General features: G+C 59.4%; 22 protein-coding genes and 1 tRNA gene. 3 read left to right on the top strand and 20 right to left on the bottom strand.

The genetic code is table 11. The annotated features are described in order from the left end of the window. Window positions 1–4: 4 nt before the first annotated feature. The 10 genes from yjfF to pcsA all read right to left on the bottom strand — a co-directional run bounded on the left by yjfF (window position 5) and on the right by pcsA (window position 11,307). Window positions 5–973 (bottom strand): galactofuranose ABC transporter, permease protein YjfF, encoded by a 969-nt coding sequence (gene yjfF / locus J2Z75_RS01375; protein ID WP_209846586.1) that lies wholly within the window; start codon window positions 971–973, stop codon window positions 5–7. Continuing rightward, window positions 970–1,995, bottom strand: a complete 1,026-nt coding sequence (locus J2Z75_RS01370) for an ABC transporter permease (protein WP_209846583.1) — start codon at window positions 1,993–1,995, stop codon at window positions 970–972. The genes yjfF and J2Z75_RS01370 overlap by 4 nt, the downstream gene beginning before the upstream one ends. Beyond that, complete coding sequence (ytfR, locus tag J2Z75_RS01365) at window positions 1,992–3,515, bottom strand: galactofuranose ABC transporter, ATP-binding protein YtfR (RefSeq protein WP_209846580.1); 1,524 nt, start codon at window positions 3,513–3,515, stop codon at window positions 1,992–1,994. The genes J2Z75_RS01370 and ytfR overlap by 4 nt, the downstream gene beginning before the upstream one ends. 206 nt (window positions 3,516–3,721) lie before the next feature. Beyond that, window positions 3,722–4,684 carry a galactofuranose ABC transporter, galactofuranose-binding protein YtfQ gene (ytfQ, locus tag J2Z75_RS01360; protein WP_209846578.1) on the bottom strand — a complete coding sequence of 321 codons (963 nt, stop codon included), beginning with the start codon at window positions 4,682–4,684 and terminating at the stop codon, window positions 3,722–3,724. A gap of 166 nt (window positions 4,685–4,850) precedes the next feature. Continuing rightward, a complete protein-coding gene (locus J2Z75_RS01355; protein WP_209846573.1) occupies window positions 4,851–5,921 on the bottom strand; it encodes a BMP family ABC transporter substrate-binding protein in 1,071 nt (356 codons plus the stop codon). Between the two features lie 41 nt (window positions 5,922–5,962). After that, window positions 5,963–6,883 (bottom strand): ABC transporter permease, encoded by a 921-nt coding sequence (locus J2Z75_RS01350; RefSeq protein ID WP_209846570.1) that lies wholly within the window; start codon window positions 6,881–6,883, stop codon window positions 5,963–5,965. Then, the gene (locus J2Z75_RS01345) at window positions 6,883–7,977 is read right to left on the bottom strand and encodes an ABC transporter permease (RefSeq protein WP_209846568.1); all 1,095 of its coding nucleotides are present in this window, start codon (window positions 7,975–7,977) and stop codon (window positions 6,883–6,885) included. Before J2Z75_RS01345 ends, J2Z75_RS01350 begins: the two co-directional genes overlap by 1 nt. After that, a complete protein-coding gene (locus J2Z75_RS01340; protein ID WP_209846565.1) occupies window positions 7,967–9,541 on the bottom strand; it encodes an ABC transporter ATP-binding protein in 1,575 nt (524 codons plus the stop codon). Before J2Z75_RS01340 ends, J2Z75_RS01345 begins: the two co-directional genes overlap by 11 nt. A gap of 53 nt (window positions 9,542–9,594) precedes the next feature. Next, window positions 9,595–10,572, bottom strand: coding sequence for a quinone oxidoreductase family protein (locus tag J2Z75_RS01335; protein WP_209846562.1), 978 nt, complete (start codon window positions 10,570–10,572; stop codon window positions 9,595–9,597). Between the two features lie 9 nt (window positions 10,573–10,581). Next, window positions 10,582–11,307: a phosphatidylcholine synthase gene (gene pcsA / locus J2Z75_RS01330; RefSeq protein ID WP_209846559.1), complete on the bottom strand. Its 726-nt coding sequence runs from the start codon at window positions 11,305–11,307 to the stop codon at window positions 10,582–10,584. A gap of 281 nt (window positions 11,308–11,588) precedes the next feature. Between pcsA and J2Z75_RS01325 the strand changes: the two genes are divergently transcribed. Continuing rightward, on the top strand, window positions 11,589–12,794 hold the full coding sequence (locus tag J2Z75_RS01325) for a UbiH/UbiF family hydroxylase (RefSeq protein ID WP_209846556.1): 1,206 nt from the start codon (window positions 11,589–11,591) through the stop codon (window positions 12,792–12,794). Here J2Z75_RS01325 and J2Z75_RS01320 read toward each other — a convergent pair. Then, window positions 12,762–13,739 carry an AEC family transporter gene (locus J2Z75_RS01320; RefSeq protein WP_209846555.1) on the bottom strand — a complete coding sequence of 326 codons (978 nt, stop codon included), beginning with the start codon at window positions 13,737–13,739 and terminating at the stop codon, window positions 12,762–12,764. The two genes, J2Z75_RS01325 and J2Z75_RS01320, sit on opposite strands and share 33 nt — an antisense overlap. Before the next feature lie 30 nt (window positions 13,740–13,769). Continuing rightward, window positions 13,770–14,519, bottom strand: a complete 750-nt coding sequence (locus J2Z75_RS01315; protein ID WP_209846553.1) for a cytochrome c biogenesis CcdA family protein — start codon at window positions 14,517–14,519, stop codon at window positions 13,770–13,772. 191 nt (window positions 14,520–14,710) lie between these two features. On the opposite strand from J2Z75_RS01315, the gene J2Z75_RS01310 reads away from it, so the two are divergent. Both J2Z75_RS01310 and J2Z75_RS01305 read left to right on the top strand, forming a co-directional pair. After that, window positions 14,711–14,786 (top strand) — tRNA-Lys (locus tag J2Z75_RS01310). A 223-nt stretch (window positions 14,787–15,009) separates the two neighbouring features. Then, on the top strand, window positions 15,010–15,228 hold the full coding sequence (locus J2Z75_RS01305; RefSeq protein WP_209846551.1) for a hypothetical protein: 219 nt from the start codon (window positions 15,010–15,012) through the stop codon (window positions 15,226–15,228). A gap of 161 nt (window positions 15,229–15,389) precedes the next feature. On the opposite strand, the gene J2Z75_RS01300 is transcribed toward J2Z75_RS01305, so the two are convergent. The 8 genes from J2Z75_RS01300 to J2Z75_RS01265 all read right to left on the bottom strand — a co-directional run bounded on the left by J2Z75_RS01300 (window position 15,390) and on the right by J2Z75_RS01265 (window position 21,937). Beyond that, window positions 15,390–15,647 carry an HNH endonuclease gene (locus tag J2Z75_RS01300; protein ID WP_209846549.1) on the bottom strand — a complete coding sequence of 86 codons (258 nt, stop codon included), beginning with the start codon at window positions 15,645–15,647 and terminating at the stop codon, window positions 15,390–15,392. A 44-nt stretch (window positions 15,648–15,691) separates the two neighbouring features. Beyond that, window positions 15,692–16,039: a hypothetical protein gene (locus J2Z75_RS01295; protein ID WP_209846547.1), complete on the bottom strand. Its 348-nt coding sequence runs from the start codon at window positions 16,037–16,039 to the stop codon at window positions 15,692–15,694. Window positions 16,040–16,099: 60 nt separating this feature from the next. Further along, complete coding sequence (locus J2Z75_RS01290) at window positions 16,100–17,374, bottom strand: phage portal protein (RefSeq protein WP_209846545.1); 1,275 nt, start codon at window positions 17,372–17,374, stop codon at window positions 16,100–16,102. After that, window positions 17,322–17,858 (bottom strand): HK97 family phage prohead protease, encoded by a 537-nt coding sequence (locus J2Z75_RS01285; protein WP_209848667.1) that lies wholly within the window; start codon window positions 17,856–17,858, stop codon window positions 17,322–17,324. Before J2Z75_RS01285 ends, J2Z75_RS01290 begins: the two co-directional genes overlap by 53 nt. Then, window positions 17,858–18,139: a head-tail connector protein gene (locus tag J2Z75_RS01280; protein ID WP_209846543.1), complete on the bottom strand. Its 282-nt coding sequence runs from the start codon at window positions 18,137–18,139 to the stop codon at window positions 17,858–17,860. Before J2Z75_RS01280 ends, J2Z75_RS01285 begins: the two co-directional genes overlap by 1 nt. A gap of 1 nt (window position 18,140) precedes the next feature. Further along, window positions 18,141–19,295 carry a phage major capsid protein gene (locus J2Z75_RS01275; RefSeq protein ID WP_209846540.1) on the bottom strand — a complete coding sequence of 385 codons (1,155 nt, stop codon included), beginning with the start codon at window positions 19,293–19,295 and terminating at the stop codon, window positions 18,141–18,143. A 329-nt stretch (window positions 19,296–19,624) separates the two neighbouring features. After that, window positions 19,625–20,071 (bottom strand): phage tail tube protein, encoded by a 447-nt coding sequence (locus tag J2Z75_RS01270; RefSeq protein ID WP_209846538.1) that lies wholly within the window; start codon window positions 20,069–20,071, stop codon window positions 19,625–19,627. A gap of 228 nt (window positions 20,072–20,299) precedes the next feature. Beyond that, entirely contained in the window at window positions 20,300–21,937 is a 1,638-nt protein-coding gene (locus J2Z75_RS01265; protein WP_209846536.1) for a terminase large subunit, read from the bottom strand. Window positions 21,938–21,998 lie beyond the last annotated feature (61 nt).

The following is a 21,998-nucleotide window of genomic DNA, read 5'->3' as shown; positions in this document are numbered from 1 at the left end:
CCCCTCAGGAATACTTTCTGTTCTGGCGCGACAAAAACAGGATGGCCTTTTGCATCAGAATGAATGCAAACAGCAAAGCACCGATCAGAATTTTCGTCCACCAACTCGACAACGAACCGTCAAAGGTGATGTACGTCTGGATCAGTCCCTGGATCAAAACGCCGACGAGTGTTCCACCAACAAACCCGGCGCCTCCTGTCAGAAGCGTTCCCCCGATCACCACGGCGGCAATCGCATCCAGCTCGACCCCAACGGTTGCGAGCGAATAACCCGCCGATGTGTAGAGGGAATAAACGATTCCCGAAAGCCCGGCGAGAAAGCCCGAAAGGCCGTAGATCATGATCGTCGTGCGACCGACGGGAACGCCCATCAGGGCTGATGTCTGGGGGCCGCCGCCCAGCGCATAAACATTGGTGCCGAAACGCGTCCGCTGGGCAATCAGGATGCCGGCGGCAAAGACCAGCAGCATCAGTCCGCCGATCAGCGTGATCCTGCCACCACCAGGCAACTTGTAATAAAACGTCTTCATCGTCGCGTAAAACGGATGCTTGATCGGGATGGAATCGATCGACAGCACGAAGGCCATGCCGCGCGCCAGGAACATGCCGGCAAGGGTAACGATGAAGGCCGGCATTTCGAGATAGTGGATGATGGCGCCCATGATGGCGCCGAAAAGCGTGGTGATGATCAACACCAGAACGAAGGCCGCGAGCGGATGAATGCCGGTATTCTGGAGGATGACCGCCAGAAATATGCCGGTGAAGGCGATGACGGAGCCGATTGACAGGTCGATGCCGCCCGACAGGATGACGAATGTCATGCCGACCGCGGCGATGCCGAGAAAGGCATTGTCTGTCAGAAGGTTGCCGATCACCCGCGTCGACAGGATGTTCGGGTACTGCGCGGCGCAGGCCGCATAGGAGACGACGAAGATTATGATGGTGGCGATTAGCGGAAGATATTTCTGGTTCATTGGACGGACTGCTCCGCGGTGTCTCTGCGGACGGATTTTCGGCTGAGGAACGTCATGCCGGCCTGTACGCGCGGTGACTGGATGACAAGGATGATGACGATGATCGCGGCCTTGATGATCAGGTTGAATTCCGGCGGGAACCCGGATGAAAGGATACCGGTGTTGACCGCCTGAATGATCATGGCGCCGATCAGCGAGGCGACGATGCTGAACCGGCCGCCGAGCAGCGACGTGCCGCCGACGACGACGGCCAGAATGGCATCGAGTTCGAGCCAGAGCCCGGCATTGTTGGCGTCCGCACCGCGAATGTCGGCGGTCACGATCAAGCCGGCGATGGCAGCGCACAGCCCCGACAGCATATAGGCGGCCATCAGCAGCAACGGTGTCTGGATGCCCGACAGCGTGCTGGCGCGGCGGTTGATGCCAACGGCCTCGATCAGCATGCCGAGCGCCGTTCGCCGCACCAAAAGCGCGACCGCAATACCGAATACCAGCCATATGACAACCGGCATGGGCAGGCCGAGGAACGAGCCGCTGCCGACGAAGATCAGGCCCGGATCGTTGAAGGTCAGGATCGCGCCTTCGGTCACCAGTTGGGCGATACCGCGTCCAGCAACCATCAGCACGAGCGTGGCAATGATCGGCTGAATATTGAGGACAGAGACGAGGAATCCGTTCCAGACCCCGCAGATGAGGCCGGTACCGACGGCCAGCACCAGCGTCAGGAGTAGCGGATCGCCCCTCACGCTGGATGCCGCGGCAACGGCGCCGCAGATCGCCATGACGGCCCCGACGGAGAGGTCGATACCCTTGGTGGCGATTACCACCGTCATGCCGACGGCAAGGAGGGCGACCGGTGCGCCGCGGTTGAGAATATCAATCAAACTGCCGTACAGTCGCCCGTTCTGGATCTCGATGGAGAAAAAGTCAGGGAAAACGATTCGGATGAGCACCAGGATCATGGCCAATGCCACGAACTGGGGAAGCAGACGGCGGCCGAGGCGTTTTGCGTTGTCGATCATTGGACGCCTCCCAGAGAAGTTGCCCCGGCAATGGCATTGACGATGTGTTCTGTGGTGATTTCGCTGCCCGTCAATTCCGCGACATGCGCACGGTCGCGCAAGACGATGATCCTTGAACTGTAAGCCACAAGTTCCTCAAGCTCGGATGAGATGACAATCAGCGACATGCCCTGCGCGCAGAGTTCGCCGATGAGCCGGATGATCTCCGCGTGGGCACCGACATCGATGCCACGGGTCGGCTCGTCGAGAATGAGAAACTGCGGATTGGTGGCGAGCCAGCGCGCCAGAATGGCTTTCTGCTGGTTGCCGCCCGACAGGAGTCGGATCGGTTTCTCGCGGTCGCTGGTGCGGATATCCAGAGCCTTGATATAGCGATCGGCCAAGGCATTCTGTTCGAAATCAGAAAGCGGCCGGGCCCAGCCGCGTCGGGCCTGCAACGCCAGAACGATATTTTCGCGCACCGACAGTTCGCCGATGATGCCGTCCAGCTTTCGATCCTCGGGGCAGAAACCGAAGCCTTCGGCGATGGCCGCGCGGGGCGATGACAGATTGGCGGGCTTGCCGGCGATGTCAGCACTGCCGCTATCCGCCTTGTGCACGCCAAACATCAATTCCGCGGTTTCCGTACGGCCGGAGCCGAGAAGGCCGGCAATTCCGACCACCTCACCCTTGCGGACGTCCAGATCGAACGGCTTGATCTTGCCCGATTTGCCATAGTTGGAAAAGCGGAAGTGAACCGGCCCGCTTGCGGTCTCTGCTGCCGCGACAGCTTTTTCGACAGACTGAAGTTCGTGGCCAAGCATCATCGTGACAAGTTCCCGGCGCGGCAACGATGCGGTATCGCGTGTGCCGACCAGCTGGCCGTTGCGCAAGACGGTGATACGATCGGAGAGGTCATAGACCTGCTCAAGAAAATGGGTGATGAAGACGATGCCGAGCCCTTTCGCCTTGAGGTCGCGGACGATGCCGAACAGCATCTCGACTTCCTGCGCGTCAAGGCTGGCGGTGGGTTCGTCGAGGATCAGCACCTTGCCGGAAAGATCGACGGCCCGGGCGATCGCCACCACCTGCTGGATCGCCACCGAATAGCTTTCGAGTGCCGACGAAACGTTGATGTCGATCCCGTACTGGGCAAGCAGCGCCGTGGCACGCTTCTTCATTTCGCCAGTCTGAATGAGACCGAACCGGCGCGGCTGGCGGCCCAGAAAAAGGTTTTCGGCGACGCTCAGATTTCCAAGCAGGTTGACCTCCTGGTAAACTGTACCGATCCCAAGCTTCTGGGCGTCGAGCGTGTCGCGCGGATCGATTTCATCGCCATCGAGCGTCAACGTGCCAGCGTCACGGCGATAGGCGCCTGTCATGCATTTGATCAATGTGGATTTGCCGGCGCCGTTTTCGCCCAGAAGGGCATGCACTTCGCCGCGCCGCAGCGAAAAGTCGACCCTGTTAAGGGCGATGGCACCTGGAAAAGTCTTCACAATCCCGGCGGCGACAAGAATATCGTTTGAGGTGTTTTGCATGAAACCGGCTTCTTGAGGAAATAGGTCGCCCGCAGCTTACGGATTCCCACGGATCATGCCAGCGTCGATCGTAACGCGAGCCGATGCCGGGGCGTTGGACACTTGAGGCAATCCGGTGACGCAGGACGATATGCCGGCATCGTGGTCCGATCGCACCTGCAATCCGAAGACCAAGGGTGCGATCATGCAGCGATGCCGGCAATCGATCAGTAGCCGAGGCCCTTCTTTTCTTCGTAGACCTTCTGCGGATCGTCAGCCTGGGTGTAGAGCTTCGATTCGGTCTGGATCCACTTGGCAGGCTTGGTGCCGTCCTTCAGGAAGGCTTCGAGGGCGTCGAGCGCCGGGCCAGCCATGTTCGGTGTCAGCTCGACGGTGGCATTCGCCTCGCCGGCTGCCATCGCCTGGAAGATATCCGGAACCGCGTCGATCGAGACAACCAGAATGTCCTTGCCCGGCTTCAGACCGGCTTCCTTGATCGCCTGGATGGCGCCGACGGCCATGTCATCGTTATGAGCGTAAAGCGCGCAGATATTCTTGCCGCCGTCTTCCGCCTTCAGGAAGCTTTCCATGACTTCCTTGCCCTTGGTGCGGGTAAAGTCGCCGGTCTGGCTGCGAACGATCTTCAGGTTGTCGTGCCCCTTCAGCGCTTCTTCAAAGCCCTTCTTGCGGTCGATGGCCGGCGAAGAGCCCGTCGTACCCTGGAGCTCGACAACATTGCAGGGCTTGCCCGCCGTTGCATCGACCAGCCACTTGCCGGCAACATTGCCTTCGTGGACGAGGTCGGAGGTGACGGCCGTCAGGTAGAGATCGTCCTTCGAATCAACCGTGCGGTCGAGCAGGATCACCGGAATTTCCGCATCCTTGGCTTCCGTCAGAACTTCGTCCCAGCCAGTTGCCACAACCGGGGCGATCAGGATGGCGTCAACGCCCTGGGCGATGAAGGAGCGGAGCGCCTTGATCTGGTTTTCCTGCTTCTGCTGAGCATCGGCGAATTTCAGGTCGATACCGCGCTTTTCGGCCTGCTGCTTGGTCAGTGTGGTTTCAGCGGCGCGCCAGCCGGATTCTGAACCGATCTGCGAAAAGCCAATCGTCAGATCAGCTGCAGAGGCCGAACCGAACATGCAGGCAGCCAGAATCGTGGCACTCGCGAGTGCTGTCTTCAATTTCATGATTTCCTCCCAAAGAAAGCTGCTCCTCGCAGCCACAGTAAAAAATCATACTATATGACTTATGTAAACTCAATTTCGCGCAGTTTGCGCAAATTTTCCCAGCCGGAATCAAAAGAGGGCGACCTCGCAGCCACCCTCCCTGATTGCAGAAAAATCGATGTCGAGATTATTGCGGCAGCTTGTCGTCTACGCCTTCGACATAGAAATTCATGCCGAGCAGCGTGCCGTCATCCGACGACGCACCGGCTGCCAGCCATTCCGATCCGTCCTGCTTCTTCAGCGGGCCGGTGAAGGGCTTGAGTTCGCCGGACTTGATCTTGGCTTCCGTGGCTTCCGCCAGTGCCTTCACATCATCAGGCATGTTGGTGTAGGGCGCCATCGTCAGGATGCCGTCCTTCAGGCCGTCCCAGCTCGATGTCGTTTCCCATTTGCCGTCAAGAAGCGCCTGTGTGCGCTTGATGTAGTAAGGACCCCAGGTATCGACGATCGCCGTCAGCTGGGTTTCCGGGCCGGCCTTGATCATGTCAGAGGCCTGACCGAAAGCCTTTATGCCGCGCTCGGCCGCAACCTGCATCGGCGCGGTGGTGTCGGTGTGCTGCGTCAGCACGTCGACGCCCTGGTCGATCAGCGCCTTGGCGGCATCGGCTTCCTTGCCGGGGTCAAACCAGGTGTTTGCCCATACGACCTTCAGCTTGAATTCCGGGTTGACGGAACGCGCGCCGATCAGGAACGAGTTGATGCCCATCACCACTTCCGGGATGGGGAAGGAAGCGATGTAGCCGGCAACGCCGTTCTTCGAGATCTTGGCAGCGATCTGACCCTGGATATAGCGGCCTTCGTAGAAGCGGCTGTTATAGGTAGCGAGATTGGGACCGGTCTTGTAGCCGGTGGCATGCTCGAACTTCACGTCCGGAAACTTCGCAGCGATCTTGACCGTCGCGTCCATGAAGCCGAACGAGGTGGTGAAGATCAGACCGCAGCCCGAGCGGGCCAGACGCTCGATGGCACGCTCGGCGTCCGGGCCTTCCGGAACGTTTTCGAGGAACTGCGTCTCGATCTTGTCGCCAAGGGCTTTTTCGAGTTCCTGGCGACCGAGGTCATGCGCCTGCGTCCAGCCGCCGTCAGTCTTCGAGCCGACATAGACAAAGCAGATCTTTGCCTTGTCGGCGGCGCTGGCAGCAGCGGAAAAACCGATGACGGCCGCCGTCGTGGCGAGTGCGAGGAGAAGTTTTTTCATTTTGACCCCTGTTGGTTTGAGTATTCTTACGTTGTTTTTGATCACCGGTCGGGCACGAAGGACTTGCCCAGTGCAGCCGGTGTGTTGATCAGCGTCGTGCGCCGATTGTGCGAGATGAGGATTAGTACGACGATTGTCGCCAGATAGGGAAGAGCGGAAAGAAACTGCGAGGGAATTCCGATGCCGAACGCCTGGGCATACAGCTGGCTGATCGACACCGCGCCGAAAAGGTAGCCGCCGGCAACGATCCGCCATGGCCGCCAGGAAGCAAAGACCACCAGCGCCAGCGCAATCCAGCCGCGCCCGGCCGACATGTTTTCCGCCCATTGCGGCGTATAGACCAGCGACAGCTGCGCCCCCGCCAGCCCGGCGCAGGCGCCGCCGAACATGACAGCCAGATAGCGCGTGCGGATGACATTGACGCCGAGCGCATGGGCCGAGGAGTGGCTGTCCCCGACGGCGCGCAGCTTCAATCCGGCGCGGCTTCTGAACAGGAACCAGTGCACACCGGCCACCAGCGCAATCGACAGATAGAAGATCAGGTCCTGCCTGAAGAGAATCGCGCCCAGAAAGGGGATATCCGACAAAACCGGAAAGACGATCTGCGGCAGTTTTATGCCGGATTGCCCGACATAGGCTTCACCGATCATGCCGGAAACGCCGAGCCCGAGGATGGTCAAGGCCAGCCCCGTCGCGACCTGGTTCGTCACCAGCGTCAAGGTCAGGAAACCGAACAGCAGCGAAAATAGCGCGCCCGACGCGATGCCGGCGAGAATGCCGACATAGGGAGAGCCCGTCTGTTGCGTGGCGATGAAGGCGCATGCGGCGCCCATGACCATCATGCCTTCCACACCGAGATTGAGAACGCCGGAGCGTTCTGTGACGAGTTCTCCGATCGCTGCAAGGACCAACGGCGTGGCTGCTGTGATGACTGTCAGCAGGATGGCTTCGAAAATACCCATCAGCGCGCGCCCTCGCCGGTCGTCTTGGTCAAATCGTACCACATCATCCTGATTTTATAGTGGATGAGCGTGTCGCAGGAGAGGACGAAGAACAGCAGAAGCCCTTGGAAAACCCGGATCGGCTTGTCGGAAATTTGCAAAGAAACCTGCACCGCTTCGCCTCCCAGATAGGTCAGCGCCAGGACAAGACCCGCGACGACGATGCCGAGCGGATTGAGCCGTCCGAGAAAGGCGACGATGATCGCGGTGAAGCCGTAGCCCGGCGAGATGACCGGCCGCAGTTGCTGGATGGCTCCGCTGACCTCGGCAATGCCGGCAAGGCCGGCCAGTGCGCCGGAGAGAAGCATCGAAAACCAGATCATCTTGCGCGACGAAAAACCGGCAAACCGCCCTGCCCGCTCGGACTGGCCAAGAACGGTGATTTCGAAACCCTTCAGCGTATAGCGCATCATGAACCAGACCAGGATGGCAGCCAGGATCGCAAAGCCGAAGCCCCAATGCGCGCGGCCGGATGCGATCATTTCCGGCAGGATGGCCGACGCGTCGAAAGTCCGCGTCTCGGGGAAATTCATGCCGCCGGGATTACGCCAGGGGCCGCGAACCAACCAGTCAAGGAACAGTTGCGCGACATAGACGAGCATCAGGCTGGTGAGGATTTCATTGGTGTTGAGATGGGCCTTGAGGAAGGCGGGAATACCGGCAAACAGCGCGCCACCGAGCATGCCGAGCACCATCATCAGCGGCAGCACGAGCGGTGAATGCCACTCATGGAACACGACGGGCAGGATCGAGCCGGCGATCGCCCCCATGATGAACTGGCCCTCGGCGCCAATATTCCAGTTGTTCGAGCGATAGCAGACCGAAAGTCCGACAGCGATGAGGATCAGCGGCGCTGCCTTGATCGCCAGTTCATGCAGCGACCAGACTTCCGTGAGCGGTTCGATGAAGAAGCTGTAGAGCGCCGACACCGGATCCTTGCCGAGCAGCACGAACATGATGCCGCCGAAGAAGATCGTCAGCCCGAGCGCAATGAAGGGCGACAGGATCGAAAACAGCTTGGAAACATCAGGCCGTCTTTCCAGTTCAATGCGCATGCGTGGTCTCCGCAGTCTCGGTCTTGCCGTACATGCCGCCCATCAGCAGGCCGATCTTTTCCCGCGACAGTTCGGAGGCAGGGTAAATGTCGGAAAGCTTGCCTTCGCTGATCACCGCAATCTCGGTCGCCACTTCGAAAATCTCGTCCAGGTCCTGGCTGATGACGAGCACGGCGGAGCCGGACTTGGCGAGATCGACGAGCGCCTGCCGGATCCGGCTGGCCGCGCCGGCATCCACGCCCCATGTCGGCTGATTGACGACCAGAACAGTCGGCTGCCGGTCGAGTTCGCGTCCGACGATGAATTTTTGCAGGTTACCGCCCGACAGCGAGCCGGCGGGCGGGTTTTCGCCGCTCTTGCGGACGTCCATCGCCGCGGAAATGCGCTTTGCCGCCATTTTCACGGCATCCTGACGGATCAATCCCAGAAACCCACCGCCGAGAAAAGCCCGGCGGTCTGACTGGCTGCGCGCGAGAATGAGATTGTCGGAGAGCGACAGAGCCGACACCGCCGCATGTCCGTGACGCTCTTCCGGCACGAACCCCGCCCCCATCAGGCGGCGGGCATTGATGCCGCGCGTGCCCACAGGCTTGTCGGATATGCGAATGACATCGTCGCTTGCGACCGGATATTCGCCGGACAGGGCATCGAAAAGTTCACCCTGCCCGTTTCCGGCAACACCGGCGATCGCCAGCACCTCGCCGGCATGCACCTTGAGACAGATATTTTTCAGCGAGACGGCAAAGGGAGTTCTCGCCGAAGCGGATAGATGGTTTGCCTCGAGCTTGACCGCGCCCTTGGCGCTCGTTCCCTCCGCGCTCACGTGCGCGACATCGCTGCCGACCATCATCCGCGCCAGCGAGGATGGCGTCTCCTTGCGGGGGTCGCAGGCACCGGTGACCTTGCCGTGACGCAGCACCGTGGCGCGATCGCAGATACGCTGCACCTCTTCCAGACGATGGCTGATATAGAGAACCGAGCGCCCCTCTGCCTTCAGTTTGTTCAGTGTTTCGAACAGCCGGTCGGCCTCCTGCGGGGTCAGCACCGAGGTCGGTTCGTCCAGAATGATCAGTTTCGGGTTCTGCAGCAGCGCCCGCACGATCTCGATACGCTGGCGTTCGCCAACCGAGAGGTCGGCCACGTGCGCATGCGGATCGAGCGGAAGCCCATAGGCATGCGACAGATCCGAGGCTTCCTTTGCAATTTTCGACAGGGAGACGCCCGGGTCCATCGACAGGGCGATATTTTCGGCGACCGTCAGCGCCTCGAACAGCGAAAAATGCTGGAAGACCATGCCGATGCCGAGTTTACGTGCCGCGCTCGGGCTCGCTATCCGGACCGGCTGTCCCTGCCAGACGATCTCGCCGCTGCTGGGCGCAAGTACGCCGAAGAGCATCTTGACGAGCGTCGATTTTCCCGCGCCGTTCTCGCCGAGAAGCGCATGGATTTCACCGGGCCTGATATCGAGATTTATGCCGTCACAGGCCGCGAATGTGCCGAACAGTTTTGTCAGTTGGCCAACAGTCAGCAATGAACTGTTGGCGGGTTCTCCCTCAACCGGCACGCCGCCCCTCTTTTCTCAATGCTTCGCTGCCCTGGCTGCCTCTCCGGCTTGTCTCAAGGAATCAGCAATGTTGTTCCGCTCGTTTTTCTTGCTTCCAGATCCGCATGCGCCTGGCTTGCATCGGCCAATGCATATGTCTGGTTGATATTGATACGCACTTTGTTGCTTTGCACAACCTCAAACAGGGAGTTTGCACACGCCTCCAGAGCCGGCCGCGTCGAGACGTAGCTGAACAAAGTCGGGCGCGTTGCAAACAGCGACCCCTTCTGGGCAAGGATGCCGATGTTGACGCCCTCTACGGGGCCGGACGAGTTACCGAAGCTAACCCAGAGGCCGCGCGGCTTGATGCAGTCCAGAGAAGCGGGATAGGTGTCCTTGCCGACCGAGTCATAGACCACATCGACGCCCTTGCCGTTGGTGATCTCCTTCACCTGGGCGACGAAATTGTCGGTTCTGTAATTGATGACGTGGTCGTAACCATGCGCCAACGCAAGATCGATCTTGTCCTGCGAACCTGCAGTACCGATGACAGTTGCGCCAAGAGCCTTCGCCCACTGACCCGCTATGAGGCCGACACCGCCGGCTGCGGCATGGAACAGCAATGTGGTTTCAGGACCAACCTTGAAGGTCTGGTTGAGCAGGTACTGCGCCGTCATGCCCTTCAGCATCATCGCCGCCGCGGTTTCCAGCGTGATGTCGTCAGGCACTTTCACCAACTGAGAAATCTCGACGTTCCGCTCGCTCGCATAGGCGCCGTCGGACGATGCATAGGCGACGCGGTCGCCGACCGAGAACGTGCTGACATTGTCGCCCACCGCCGTGACGATGCCGGCACCTTCCTTGCCTGGAATGAAGGGCAGTCCCTCGGCGGATTTGTAAAGGCCCGTGCGGAAGTAGACGTCGATGAAATTGACGCCGACGGCGCTCTGGCGAATCTGCACTTCGCCCGGCCCAGGGGCAGAAAGCGTGATGCCTTCGATCTTGAGAACTTCAGGCCCGCCCAGCGAGCGCACCATGATGGCCTGTGCCATGAAACCTCCTCAACCCCGCCCAAGGCGGGGAAATATCTGCAAGACGAAACCGATGACGTAGAGATAGATGCCGGTACCGACAACGCCAGCGACGACCCAGGCAGGCGTGTCGAAATGCAGCAGCAGCGCATAGCCGCTCAGCACCGACCAGACGGTAAAGACCGCGAGATTGAGCGGCCTCAGGCGCTGGACGCGCACCGGATGCAGGAAGTTGATCGGCATGAAGGTGAGGACCACCGAGACGAAGACGACGATAGAGGCTGCGAGTTCGCTGGCCTTGATGACGAACAGCGTGAACACAACCATGTTCCAGACGACAGGAAAGCCGGAGAAGAAATATTCGTCGGTCTTCATGCCCATGTCCGCATAGTAGATGGCGCTCGACATGACGATCGCGCCAGCGGCGACGAAGGACCAGGGCTCGCCGATCATGCCGCTCTGATACAGAGCGAAGGCAGGAAGCAGCACGTAAGTGACGTAGTCGATGACATTGTCGAGCGTATCGCCGGACCAGTTGGGCAACACTTCCTTGACGCGCACCTTGCGGGCAATCGGACCGTCAATGCCATCGACCGCAAGCGCAAGACCCAGCCACCAGAACATGTCGACGAACCGGTGTTCGGCAGCGGCAACGACGCCGAGAAAAGCCAGGAACGAGCCGGATGCGGTGAGGATATGGACGGAAAACGCGCGGATTTCCGCGTAGGGCACGCGCTTGTAATTGAAAAACTTCATCGGCAGACGCACCCTGTCCTTACTCTGCGCTTCCCCCGAAGCATGCTGAACCGGCCACCGTAACAGCCCACGCTCCCGTACCCGCCTTGTCGCGCGGTGTTGGCGGTAATATGCACCGTTTCGGATTGGCTTCCAGTAAAAATCACAACTCTCTGGAAAAGCCCGGCAATCACCTGTGGATGCGGACAGGTTGTCTGCGCCATTTCACCCCATTTCCTTCGCTGCCGGTGGCAGCTAAGAATGATACCGTCAACGCAAAACATGCACAGGGACCGAACGCCATGGAGCACTTCGAAATCGCCGTTGTCGGTGCCGGGCTTGCCGGATCGCTGGCAGCGCTTGCCTTTGCCGACAAGGGCCGAAGTGTTGCGCTGATCGCACCGCCGGCCGGCCGGCCTGACGGACGTACGACGGCGCTGATGGATCAATCGCTGGCACTTGTCCGCGACCTTGGCCTCTGGCAGGCGGTCGCCCCCCTGGCGGCGCCGCTTTCCAGCATGCGGATCATCGACGGCACGAACCGGCTGCTGCGCGCACCGACGGTGACTTTCCGCGCCGCCGAGGTCGGGCTCGATGCGTTCGGATACAATATCCCCAACGCACCTTTTCTTGCGCTGCTGGAGAAGGAAGCGGAAAACCGCGCGTCGCTCAGCCGCATCGTCGCCACCTTGTCGCAAGTTGAATTCGAAGCTGCCCGGGCGATCCTGACGCTCGACGACGGCCGTACCGTGACCGCCGACCTTGTTGTCGGCGCCGATGGCAGACAGTCCGGCGTGCGCGCGGCGGCCGGGATCGAGGTGCGCAGCTGGTCCTATCCGCAAAGTGCAATGGTGCTTAATTTCTCCCACCGGGTGGCGCACCAGAACGTCTCGACGGAATTCCACACGCCGCACGGCCCTTTCACGCAGGTTCCCCTTCCCGGAGGCCTGCGATCGAGCCTTGTCTGGGTGCAAAAGCCGGAGGATACGGAAACGACGCTGGCGCTTTTGCCCGATGCCCTGTCTTTGGCAGTGGAACGGCAGATGCAGTCGATACTCGGAAAAGTGACCGTCGAGGGCATACCCCAGTCCTTTCCGCTCTCCGGAATGGCCGCCAAATCCTTTGGCAAGGGCCGCGCGATCCTGATCGGTGAAGCCGCGCACGCCTTCCCGCCGATCGGCGCGCAGGGCCTCAACCTCAGCCTGCGTGACATCACGGCCGCTGTCTTGCTGCTTGAATCTTCGCCTATTCCCGATGATTTCGGCGTACGCTACGACCGCAAACGGCGGACGGATATTCTCAGCCGCACCGTCAGCGTCGATCTGCTCAATCGCTCGCTGCTGTCGGATTTCCTGCCGGTGCAGATGCTGCGCGCGGCCGGATTGCAGGCTCTCGCCAGCGTTGCGCCGCTGCGCAACCTGATGATGCGCGAGGGACTCAATCCCGGTAGCGCCCTGCAGTCGTTGCGTGGAGCCTTACGGGAAAAGATCGGCCGGAAGAGCGCCTGAACCGATCAGATAGAGCAGCGCGGTCACGGTCGCCACCGACAGAACGGTGGTGATCAGGATCGTTGCCGACGCCCGCTCCTGCCAGACGCCGTATTGCTGGCCGATGACGAAGACATTGGTCGCCGTCGGCAGCGAGGCCAAAAGCACAGCCGTCTGCACCCAGACCGGCTCGAAATTGCCGACAAAACTCAAGACCAGATACATCAGCACCGGATGCAGGATCAGTTTTGCCGGGACGATATAGCCGATCTCGGCCGGAATGCGCTTGAGTGGCCGCAGCGCCAGCGTCACGCCCATGGCAAACAGGGCGCAGGGAGCGGCGGCTTGGGCCAGATAGTCGATCAATCTCTGGACAGGAAGCGGCGGCTGGAACGAAATGGATGCCGCGATCACGCCGGCGATCGTCGACAGGATGAACGGGTGCAGCAGGATCTTCCTGGCAATAGTGACGACCAGCCTGCCGGGCGACGTCTTTTCGTCTCCGGCCAGCGCCATCATCGCCGGCGCCACCATGAAATGCAGCACGTTCTCGAAGCAGAAGATCAGCGCCACAGGCACCGCCGCCGGCTCGCCCAGCGCCAGCAACGCCAGCCCCGGCCCCATATAGCCGATATTGCCGTAGGCTCCGGCCAATCCCTGCACCGTTGATTCGGCGAGCGAATTGCGGCGGATCAGATAGCCTGCCGCAAAGACGAGCGCGAAGACGGTGTAGGTCGCTGCGATGGAGGAAAAGACGAAGTCGAAGCGGGTCAGCTGCTCGATCGGCGTCTTCGACACCAGTTTGAAGAACAAGGCGGGCAGTGCCAGGTAGATGATGAAGGTGTTAAGCCAGCCCATGGCATCGCCGGCAGCCTCGCCGGCCGGATTGCGGGCCAACCGGGCCGTCAGATAGCCAAGGAAAATCAGGCCGAAGAACGGCAGTACCAAACCGGATATCTCGGCCATTGCGTGCGGAACCCCTTTTGAAGTCCGTGCTTAGCCGATTTGCATGAGGACGGGAAAGGTTTCCTGGAACCAGATCGCCATCGAACTGATGAAACCGAAGACGAAGGCGAGGCCGGCAAGAATCAGGAACACGCCCATCAGCTTTTCCACCAGGCCGAGATGGCGCCGGAAGCGCGACAGGAATTTCATGAAGGCGCCCGAGAAGCCGGCGGCAATCCAGAACGGAATGGCCAGTCCCAGGGAATAGACGGCCAGCAGCATCGCCCCGTCGGTGACGGTGTCACGGGCGGCGGCAACGCCGAGGATCGTGCCCAGCACCGGCCCGATGCACGGCGTCCAGCCGAAGGCGAAGGCAAGGCCCATGATATAGGCGCCGGATAGCGTCGCCGGCTTTCCGCCGCCCTGGAAGCGGGCTTCGCGCCCGAGAATGCCAATGCGGAAGACGCCGAGGAAATGCAGGCCCATGACGATGATGACGATGCCTCCGATGCGCGAGAGGATGTCGATATGCTGACGAAGCACGAGGCCGATGCTGGACGCCCCTGCCCCAAGCGCCACGAACACGGTGGCAAAGCCGAGGGTGAACAGGAAAGCAGCACCAAAGACCGCGCGACGGGTGCCGGCGGCAGCCACCTGTGTTTCGCCACCGCGAAACTGATCGACCGATATCCCCGCCATGTAGCAGAGATAGGGCGGGACGAGCGGCAGAACGCAAGGCGACAGGAAGGACAGCGCGCCCGCCAGAACCGCGGTCCAGATGGAAATATCAGCGATCGACACCAGGTAAAAACTCCAGCCTGCACCAAGCTCGCGCCGTCTTAGCGCCGAAGCCATCGCCAAACCAATCACCTTTTGGCGATCTTCTTGTAAATCATCGAATTTGCAGTTTCGCCTGTTTTTTGGGTTGACCAAAACAAGCCCGCTGTGCATATGTCCGCCCACTTCCGCCCGGCACGACAGACCGGTCCTGGGAGAGCGTAGCTCAGCCGGTAGAGCAACTGACTTTTAATCAGTAGGTCCAGGGTTCGAATCCCTGCGCTCTCACCAAAAAATCAAACACTTAGCAGACATACCGACCGCGTTTTATGCGCCATGCCATTACCGAGATTTACCAGCATTTCCGGGCTTTTCCGGGGGTTAGCGGCGACTCCTTGGCGCACAAATGGCGCATAAAAAACTACTGCAATGAGAACTGTGGAAGTGGGGTGACTAGCTCGCAGGCTCTTTAGGGCTCGTGCTATCCTCATCGAATCAACGAGGAGCCCGACCAATGAGCAAGCGCTACATTATCACCGCAGAAATCGCTGACCGTGAGGAAGATGGTACAAGCCCTGAAGACGGTTCAAGGGTTTATAAAGTGCTTCCATCGCGAAAGACATGGAGTGTTGACCCCTCGATGACCATTGGCGAAATCATGGAAAAGGTAGACAAAACGTTCAACGTTTACCGAGTGATCATCACCGATGACGCATCAAATTATAACAACTAGTCGGCAATCGCAGCAAACGGCCAAAACGCAAAAAACCGCCCCCGATGAAGGGACGGGCAGCACACGGCGAAGCCGGGCAGACACATCAGGGCGCAATTGGACAATCTTGCGGGCGGTGCCCGCTACTGCCCGCCTTCCCGGCGTGAGGGTTTCAAGGATCATCACCAGCCGCCGAATGGATTGCCGGATGCATCGCAGCCTTTGATGACGCGCTTCAGGGTCTTGCCAGCGCCGGGCTTATCCACAAGGTTGGTCTTTCTGGAATGGCAACCAGCACACAGCGATGCCAGCCCATCGAGCGGCGGGAATGCCGCGCCGCCCTTCTCAATCGCATCCACATGGTCAACCTGCGTTGCTGGCTCACAGATGTCCGCAACACGGCAATGCTCGCACAACGGATCATCCATGAGCTTTGCCATGCGCAGCCGCTTCCATGCTGCGGTATTATATGGCCAAGCTGCCATCAGATCGAATGCAACAAACGATGGCTGCGGCTCTCTCTGTCTTCGGTCGCATCGACAGCGGGAAGCCTGCCGAATTTCGCTTCATAGCTGGCAACAAGCGCCTGCCGGATCGTATGTTCAAACGCCCCGCCCCGCTTCCACTGAACCCGGTGCATGCTCTCCTTGCCGCCTTTCGATACCGGATGAAGCGCCCGGATACCCTCGCCAAAGACGAACGCAAGGCGCACGTCGCGCAAGGTCAGACCGGCGTCAGGCATAACGACATCAGCAAGGGCCTGAATTTTGGCGGTGCTATCAACCGGGGAATAGTCGTTTTTGAAAAGCCGTAGATTATGTACTCGGATCATGTGTTCTCTCCTTATGGGTGTTGACCCGCCGAACCTCTCGCGACGGGCCAGTTTGTGTTGCTAAGTGGATACCTGGGCTAGTTGCTCGCCAGCGCTGCCCGAAGGTGCGCCGGGAATGACTGCCGGACGAGGTTGTCCGACAATTCCCATGTTAAGCGGTTCAAGGTATGCGTCACCGCCCTTGATTTTGGGCCTGTTGTCGTCGCGCCGGATATCGTTGACAGACAGCCAGCCACCGTTTCGGCCGATGTTGTAAGCCTCGTATCGGTCCTTCTGCGATGCTTCCATGAGGCGGGACAGATCGTGTTCGATGTAAAGCGTCTTGCGAGCGTCCGGTGAAAGCAGCGACACCATGAGCGAGCCTTCGAACCGTGCCGCCCACAAGCGCAGGCAGCGGGTCACCAGAGCCCGGCTTTCTTCGGCCGCACTGGAATAGCTGGCCCCGTCAGTGATGCCCGCCACAGAAGGCGGAACGCCCCACACCCGGCAGATATCCAGATTGGACAGCTTCCGGCTTTCGAGGAATTCGCTATCCCGTGCTGAAAACTGGAACGTCTCAAACTTAGCGCCGCCGTCCAGCACCATGAAATCACCGGCCTTTGTCGAGCCGATAAATCTTTCCTTCATGCGAGCGAGCGCCGCCGTCTTGCCATCGCCGCCGATCTTCTCAGGCAGTACCAATGCGCCGGAAGGACGGAAGGAATTGACTGCCTGCGCCCCTGCCTGTTCGCTCTGTGCCGTGGCTAGGCCGAACGCTGCCGCTGCAATCTGCACCGGGCTCTGCCCCATGATGCCGTCACGGCTGGCGAATTTCAGGTGCAAGATATCGTCCTGCGAAATGATCTCTACGCCGCCGTGCCGTGGCTGATAGCGATACCGGACGCGACCCGTGGTCAGTTCCTCGACAGTCACCAAGCCTTTCCAGAGCGGCTCAAGGCCAGTGATTTGGCTCCTGCCGTTCCGGTGGATGCGAGCATAGGCGTTGCCGTGGATAAGCACCGATCGATAGAGCCATTCCTTGAACTCGAAAGCCGAAACGCCCGGCCACGGCTCGCCAGTCAGCAGAGCATACAGCGGGTGCTTCATATCTTCGGTTCGGTCGCCCGCCTCGTCCTCGCGATATGTCGAAAGCGGGCTCATGGCGAGCGAGGAAGCCACGACATCAATGCAGCGATGCGCCACACTCAAGCCGGTCGCCTTTTCGATATCCGCAACGGCCTGCCAGCGAGTGCCAAGGAATTCACCAAGGAACGGGTCAGACGATGCAATCCGGGTCTCGCGCTTAAACGGCCACATGAGCGGACTCCAGTTCAAGCAAGGCAATCCGGCGCTCATTTGCCGTCCGGGTCAGGGATGCGCGCGAGCGGGCTTGCACGGTCGTTCCTGCATATGCCGGGACCGAGTTGATAACGCTCACCTCATGCAAGGCGACGTTCCGAAGCTCGCGACGGTCGCCTGTCCAGACATCACCGCCATCGGGGACGTGAAAGCCGAAGCTCATGCCGCCAAGATCAGACCGCTTTGCCATTTCGAGCAAGTCGCGGCCAAGCGTGGTTTCAGGCACCGACAGTTCAAAGCGCAAGCCGCGCTCATCTTCGGACAGGGAAAGCGTCCCGGATTTCGTTCTGGCTAGAACTTTTGTCGGGTCATGATCGACCAGCGCCAGAATATCGCCGTTAGAAGCAAGGCTATTCTTGAAAGCGCCGGGCGCAATCCGTTCGTGGAAATCCGCAATGCGGGTCTCCTGATTGAATACGGCAGCATAGCCAACCAGCTTGCGGCCCTCGATCTTCATTTCTACTGCATGGCGTTTCTCCATCAAAAAATGATCTCCCTGAAAGGCGCGGTCAGGGCGGACACAGCAAGGGGGACCTCGCGAAGTGCCACGCTATCGACGGCGCTACGATTTTCGTAAAAATGTGAGATCAGCAAAAGGACCGCTTGCCGGATAGCCGGTTGGATGGGCGTGGCAAAAACCACACCCACCGACTTCAAATGATCCTCTGCCGCCTCGACGAATTCCAAGATGCTCGTATCCTCGAACTCATGTAGAATTCTCAGATGCGCCTTGGCCTGATCCAATGAGACAGCCGTTGCCATCTTAGGCGAAGCTCTTCCAAGCGAACGCTTCCGGGTGACGGACGGCAATGTCAGCGTCAAGGAAAGCATGCAGGCGCAGACCGCCCTTATTTGCATCGCTGTACGGGTTGGCAAGGATGTCCACGCCCGACCAGTATCCAACCATCAGGTTCGACCATGCGCCGAAGATGAGCGGGTTTTCCGCACCGTCTGCCGGAACCTGATTACTCGATACAATCTTCTCGCCGTGGAAGATTTCCGAGGCCGGAATAGTGCGGCCCGTGGAGTCTTTCACCTTGCGAGCGACTGCCAGCAGTGCCGGGTTAGTGAGGAATGCCGTGGTGCCGGTCACGTCATCAATAGTGAGAGCCGCGATAAGATTGGCGGCAGCATCGGAAAGTTCTGCCTCAGCCGTCGCATGCTCTGCAATCGCCGTGAGGATACCGGTCGGCTGATTTGCCAAGCCAGTGCCAGCGATAGCCGCCTTGTCGAGTGCCTGTGCAAGAACAAAGGCAAGGTCCGAACGCAGCAGGTTTTCCAGCGCAACGCCGTTCTGAAGCTGAAGGCGACGGGACAAATACATTTCCCCGGTCACCGTCTTCGGCTTCAGGCTCACCTTATCAAAGGTCGCATCCGAAGCGGTGGACGGGCCATCTTCGGCAACCCAAGTTGCGGTAGGACCAGAAGTCAGGCGGGGCAGATCAAGATTGCCAGTGAGGCCGGAAATGATCGTTGCGCCGAGGCCCTGCACAGCCATGACGGGACGAAGGCGATCAATGAGACCACCGAGATTTGTGGCCACCGTGTTGCCAGCCGAGCCGCCAACCGTCATTGCACGCTGTTCACCGCCGAAAATGAGGTCAGTGGGCACCATGATACCGCGCGTCTCGCGTCCCTTGGAAAGCTCCTGATGAGCTTCGCGCTCAATGCCGGACAGCTTGTCAGCGCCTTCGGAAATGGCCTTGCCAATCGAATAGCCGCGCAGTTCGTTGCTGGCGAAAACCGGCTTGGTTTCGGCGGAAGCTTCGAAGGCTTCAACGGTCGCAAGGCGCTTCAGGTTGCCGTCGATGGCGCGCACTTCGGTTTCCAGAGCGTCGAAGCGTTCCGGCGAAATGCCAGCGGCCTTCATTTCTGCGATCTTGGAATTGCGGGTCTCAACGAGGTGATGTTTGTTCATTTGGCTCTCCTTATGCTTGTTAAAAGACACAAAAAAACACGGCAAGCCGAAGCCTCCGCGCGTGGAAAGGCCCGTTGCGGGCTATCGACGGCTGGAAGCCAAGGTTTTGCTGAATGATTTTTGGTGTAGTGAGGAGGTAATCAGAGACGCTTAGGTCTCGCTAAATGGCCGCTTGGGCCAAGTGTCTATGAATTGGGAAAAAGTAGCCGGGTTGCGTTTCGGCGCAGAGCCCGGCCAAGTTTGGATATCATTGCACAGATCAAGATGCTTCTGATATTCCCGATATAACCTCCAGATTGAGGCCATCAACTCGATTGTCAAAAATAGTTTTAGACCTTGGGGGCGATGACCTTAATGAGTTCGCCGTCACTCTGCATGTCCACGTTCAGGGAGCAGCGCCCGCCGTTCTCGCCCTCAACCGTGAGCGATGCAATGTGCATGTGCCCGGTCCAAGTCACCGTCTCCGTCGAAAGGGTCAGCACGATCTTGACCGGAACAGGCTCGATGCTGTCATAGGCGGCAAGCCACGTCTTGACGCTTTCCTCCGCAAGCACGCCCTCGCCAGTAACAGCGGCCGACATGCTGGCAACGTCACGGCCGACCCACGATGCAGTATCCGGGGAGTCGCAGTCGGGCAGAACGATTTCTGTCAAATCCTTGGTGAGCGCGAGGCTCTTGGAAGTGAAGCCGCACGGGGCGGAATAAACGGGCGACGCAACGAGCGTGCCGAGCATGATTGCGAACATACCGAAACGGACAGTCTTTGGCTTAGCCATTTAGTCTCCTTTCATAGAAAAAGGGCGCTGCCGAGCTAACGACAACGCCCCAAATTGAGGGGATATTTTGAAAGCACGCTGCAACAGTGCGCAGTGCCTCTCAGACCGATATAGCCCTCAGAATGGCATGCTCCAATGCAGACGCGCGCAACTGGACAAGCTGGCACCTGCGGTGCACTTCCCGCCCCTACGGGATGCGGGGGTTAGGGCAGTTCGCAGGGATACCCGCTAGGCGTCTTCAGACAACCACGCTGGAAGTTCGTATTCCTCTTCCGCGTCACTCTCTGCCGTCCGCAATGCCATGGCCAAAGCTACCGCCCCATCAATTCGGCCAGACGCCTTACTCTTATCGAGCTTGCGTGCGCCTGCCGGGTCCATGGTCACAATCGCGTTGCTGATACACATGGTGAGAACCGGATTTCGACCATGCAGCAATTCCACTTCCGCAATCTGCCGCTCAAGAGCCGAAACACATGGCGACATATCCTTGTAGCCTTGTCCAAGCTCGACAAGCGGAAGCTCGCACCCGATCTCCGCAAGTTCGCGCCGCAAATCTTCGATCCGCCAACGGTCGAAACCAACGGCCTGAATATCGAACTGCATGGCATCGCGGGCCATGACCTGCGCAATCATGGCAGGATCGATTGTCTTGCCCGGCAGCGCGATCAGATGGCCCTCTTTGACCCAAAGCGGGTACGGCACCCGGTCAGCATGCGATTTCTCTTCCAGCCCGCTCTCAGGCAGGAAGAACCGTGGCAGGACAACCGTGCGTCCATCAATCTCGGGAAAAACCAAAATCCATGCGGTCAAATCCCGCGCTTGCGAAAGGTCAAGTCCGCCATAGCATTTGCGGCCGACAAGCTCACTCTCATCAACGTCCCCGCCGCAGGCATCCCATTCGGCCTTAGCTACAAATCTGACGTGCGCCGCGATACGCTGATTTAGGATTTTGTTGCGGAAATCCTGCTCCTTCGACGGCATGAGCTTCGCCTGCACCGCCTGCCGCTCTACGTCCTTCAGAGACCGGAAGTCACCGAGCGCAGGATTTGCGAGCAGCCAGGTATCATATGCCCACGGGTCCGCATCCTCCGGCGCTGTAAACAAGGTCAGATGGAACGTGGGGTCCGGGTCCACCTCGCCGCGCTGAAGCTTCAAACCATAGTCGATAAGCTGCGAGAACGGGTGAATGTCATCCGCCGCCTGCGTAGAAATCACGCACATAAGCGGCTCATCACGTGCGCCCATGGCCGTATTCAGGGCGTCATAGAGTTCCGAATTCGGGGCATAGCCGTATTCATCGACCACGACAAAGGAAGGGGAAAGGCCAAGCTTTGTGGATGCTTCCGACGACAGCGCCGCGAAAACCGTTCCCGCGCCCTCGCCCTCAAGAACCTCGATTTCCTTATTGAAACGCTTGATATTCACGCGCTCGCCAAGCTCAAGATGTTGGCCGAGGATGGCCGCGACTTCGCTGAAAATCTTGCCAGCCTGAAACCTGTCGTTCGCGGCGGCATAGACTTCGCCGCGCGGAATAGCTTCAGGGCCCATCATATGGCACAGCACCAAACCGGCTACGAGGCCAGTTTTGCCGTTCTTGCGGGCCAATGACAGGATGGCCGTGACAACTTCTCTGTGGCCGGTTTCGTCGGTCGCATAGATGGCTTCGATATAGCTTCGCTGCCAATCTCTGATCTTCATTTTCGAGCCCGCAAGCGTGCCTGCGGTTATGGGTAGGTCTTCAAGGAAGGCAATGACGCGCTCGACCCGTGAAAGGTTCTCAGCCTGCCATGGCAGCACCTTGCGGGGCTTTTCCTTGCTCATGATGTCAGATTGGCGCTTCTTCGCACCGGGTCCACGAAGGCCCATTTTGATCTCCTTTCAATTTTTTTGATCTATCGAGGCCCTCCTATCAGGGACATTGATGAAA

It is taken from the genome of Rhizobium herbae, from assembly GCF_017873135.1.
Lineage (GTDB): Bacteria > Pseudomonadota > Alphaproteobacteria > Rhizobiales > Rhizobiaceae > Pararhizobium > Pararhizobium herbae.
Note: the sequence above shows the minus strand (reverse complement) of the source record. Positions and strands in the feature narration are given on the sequence as shown.

Bases quoted from the DNA above. Each gene is read 5' to 3' on its own strand.
- yjfF (WP_209846586.1), bottom strand. From the start codon at position 973: ATGAACCAGAAATATCTTCCGCTAATCGCCACCATCATAATCTTCGTC.
- J2Z75_RS01370 (WP_209846583.1), bottom strand. From the start codon at position 1,995: ATGATCGACAACGCAAAACGCCTCGGCCGCCGTCTGCTTCCCCAGTTC.
- ytfR (WP_209846580.1), bottom strand. From the start codon at position 3,515: ATGCAAAACACCTCAAACGATATTCTTGTCGCCGCCGGGATTGTGAAG.
- ytfQ (WP_209846578.1), bottom strand. From the start codon at position 4,684: ATGAAATTGAAGACAGCACTCGCGAGTGCCACGATTCTGGCTGCCTGC.
- J2Z75_RS01355 (WP_209846573.1), bottom strand. From the start codon at position 5,921: ATGAAAAAACTTCTCCTCGCACTCGCCACGACGGCGGCCGTCATCGGT.
- J2Z75_RS01350 (WP_209846570.1), bottom strand. From the start codon at position 6,883: ATGGGTATTTTCGAAGCCATCCTGCTGACAGTCATCACAGCAGCCACG.
- J2Z75_RS01345 (WP_209846568.1), bottom strand. From the start codon at position 7,977: ATGCGCATTGAACTGGAAAGACGGCCTGATGTTTCCAAGCTGTTTTCG.
- J2Z75_RS01335 (WP_209846562.1), bottom strand. From the start codon at position 10,572: ATGGCACAGGCCATCATGGTGCGCTCGCTGGGCGGGCCTGAAGTTCTC.
- pcsA (WP_209846559.1), bottom strand. From the start codon at position 11,307: ATGAAGTTTTTCAATTACAAGCGCGTGCCCTACGCGGAAATCCGCGCG.
- J2Z75_RS01325 (WP_209846556.1), top strand. From the start codon at position 11,589: ATGGAGCACTTCGAAATCGCCGTTGTCGGTGCCGGGCTTGCCGGATCG.
- J2Z75_RS01320 (WP_209846555.1), bottom strand. From the start codon at position 13,739: ATGGCCGAGATATCCGGTTTGGTACTGCCGTTCTTCGGCCTGATTTTC.
- J2Z75_RS01305 (WP_209846551.1), top strand. From the start codon at position 15,010: ATGAGCAAGCGCTACATTATCACCGCAGAAATCGCTGACCGTGAGGAA.
- J2Z75_RS01300 (WP_209846549.1), bottom strand. From the start codon at position 15,647: ATGGCAAAGCTCATGGATGATCCGTTGTGCGAGCATTGCCGTGTTGCG.
- J2Z75_RS01295 (WP_209846547.1), bottom strand. From the start codon at position 16,039: ATGATCCGAGTACATAATCTACGGCTTTTCAAAAACGACTATTCCCCG.
- J2Z75_RS01290 (WP_209846545.1), bottom strand. From the start codon at position 17,374: ATGAGCGCCGGATTGCCTTGCTTGAACTGGAGTCCGCTCATGTGGCCG.
- J2Z75_RS01285 (WP_209848667.1), bottom strand. From the start codon at position 17,858: ATGGAGAAACGCCATGCAGTAGAAATGAAGATCGAGGGCCGCAAGCTG.
- J2Z75_RS01280 (WP_209846543.1), bottom strand. From the start codon at position 18,139: ATGGCAACGGCTGTCTCATTGGATCAGGCCAAGGCGCATCTGAGAATT.
- J2Z75_RS01275 (WP_209846540.1), bottom strand. From the start codon at position 19,295: ATGAACAAACATCACCTCGTTGAGACCCGCAATTCCAAGATCGCAGAA.
- J2Z75_RS01270 (WP_209846538.1), bottom strand. From the start codon at position 20,071: ATGGCTAAGCCAAAGACTGTCCGTTTCGGTATGTTCGCAATCATGCTC.
- J2Z75_RS01265 (WP_209846536.1), bottom strand. From the start codon at position 21,937: ATGGGCCTTCGTGGACCCGGTGCGAAGAAGCGCCAATCTGACATCATG.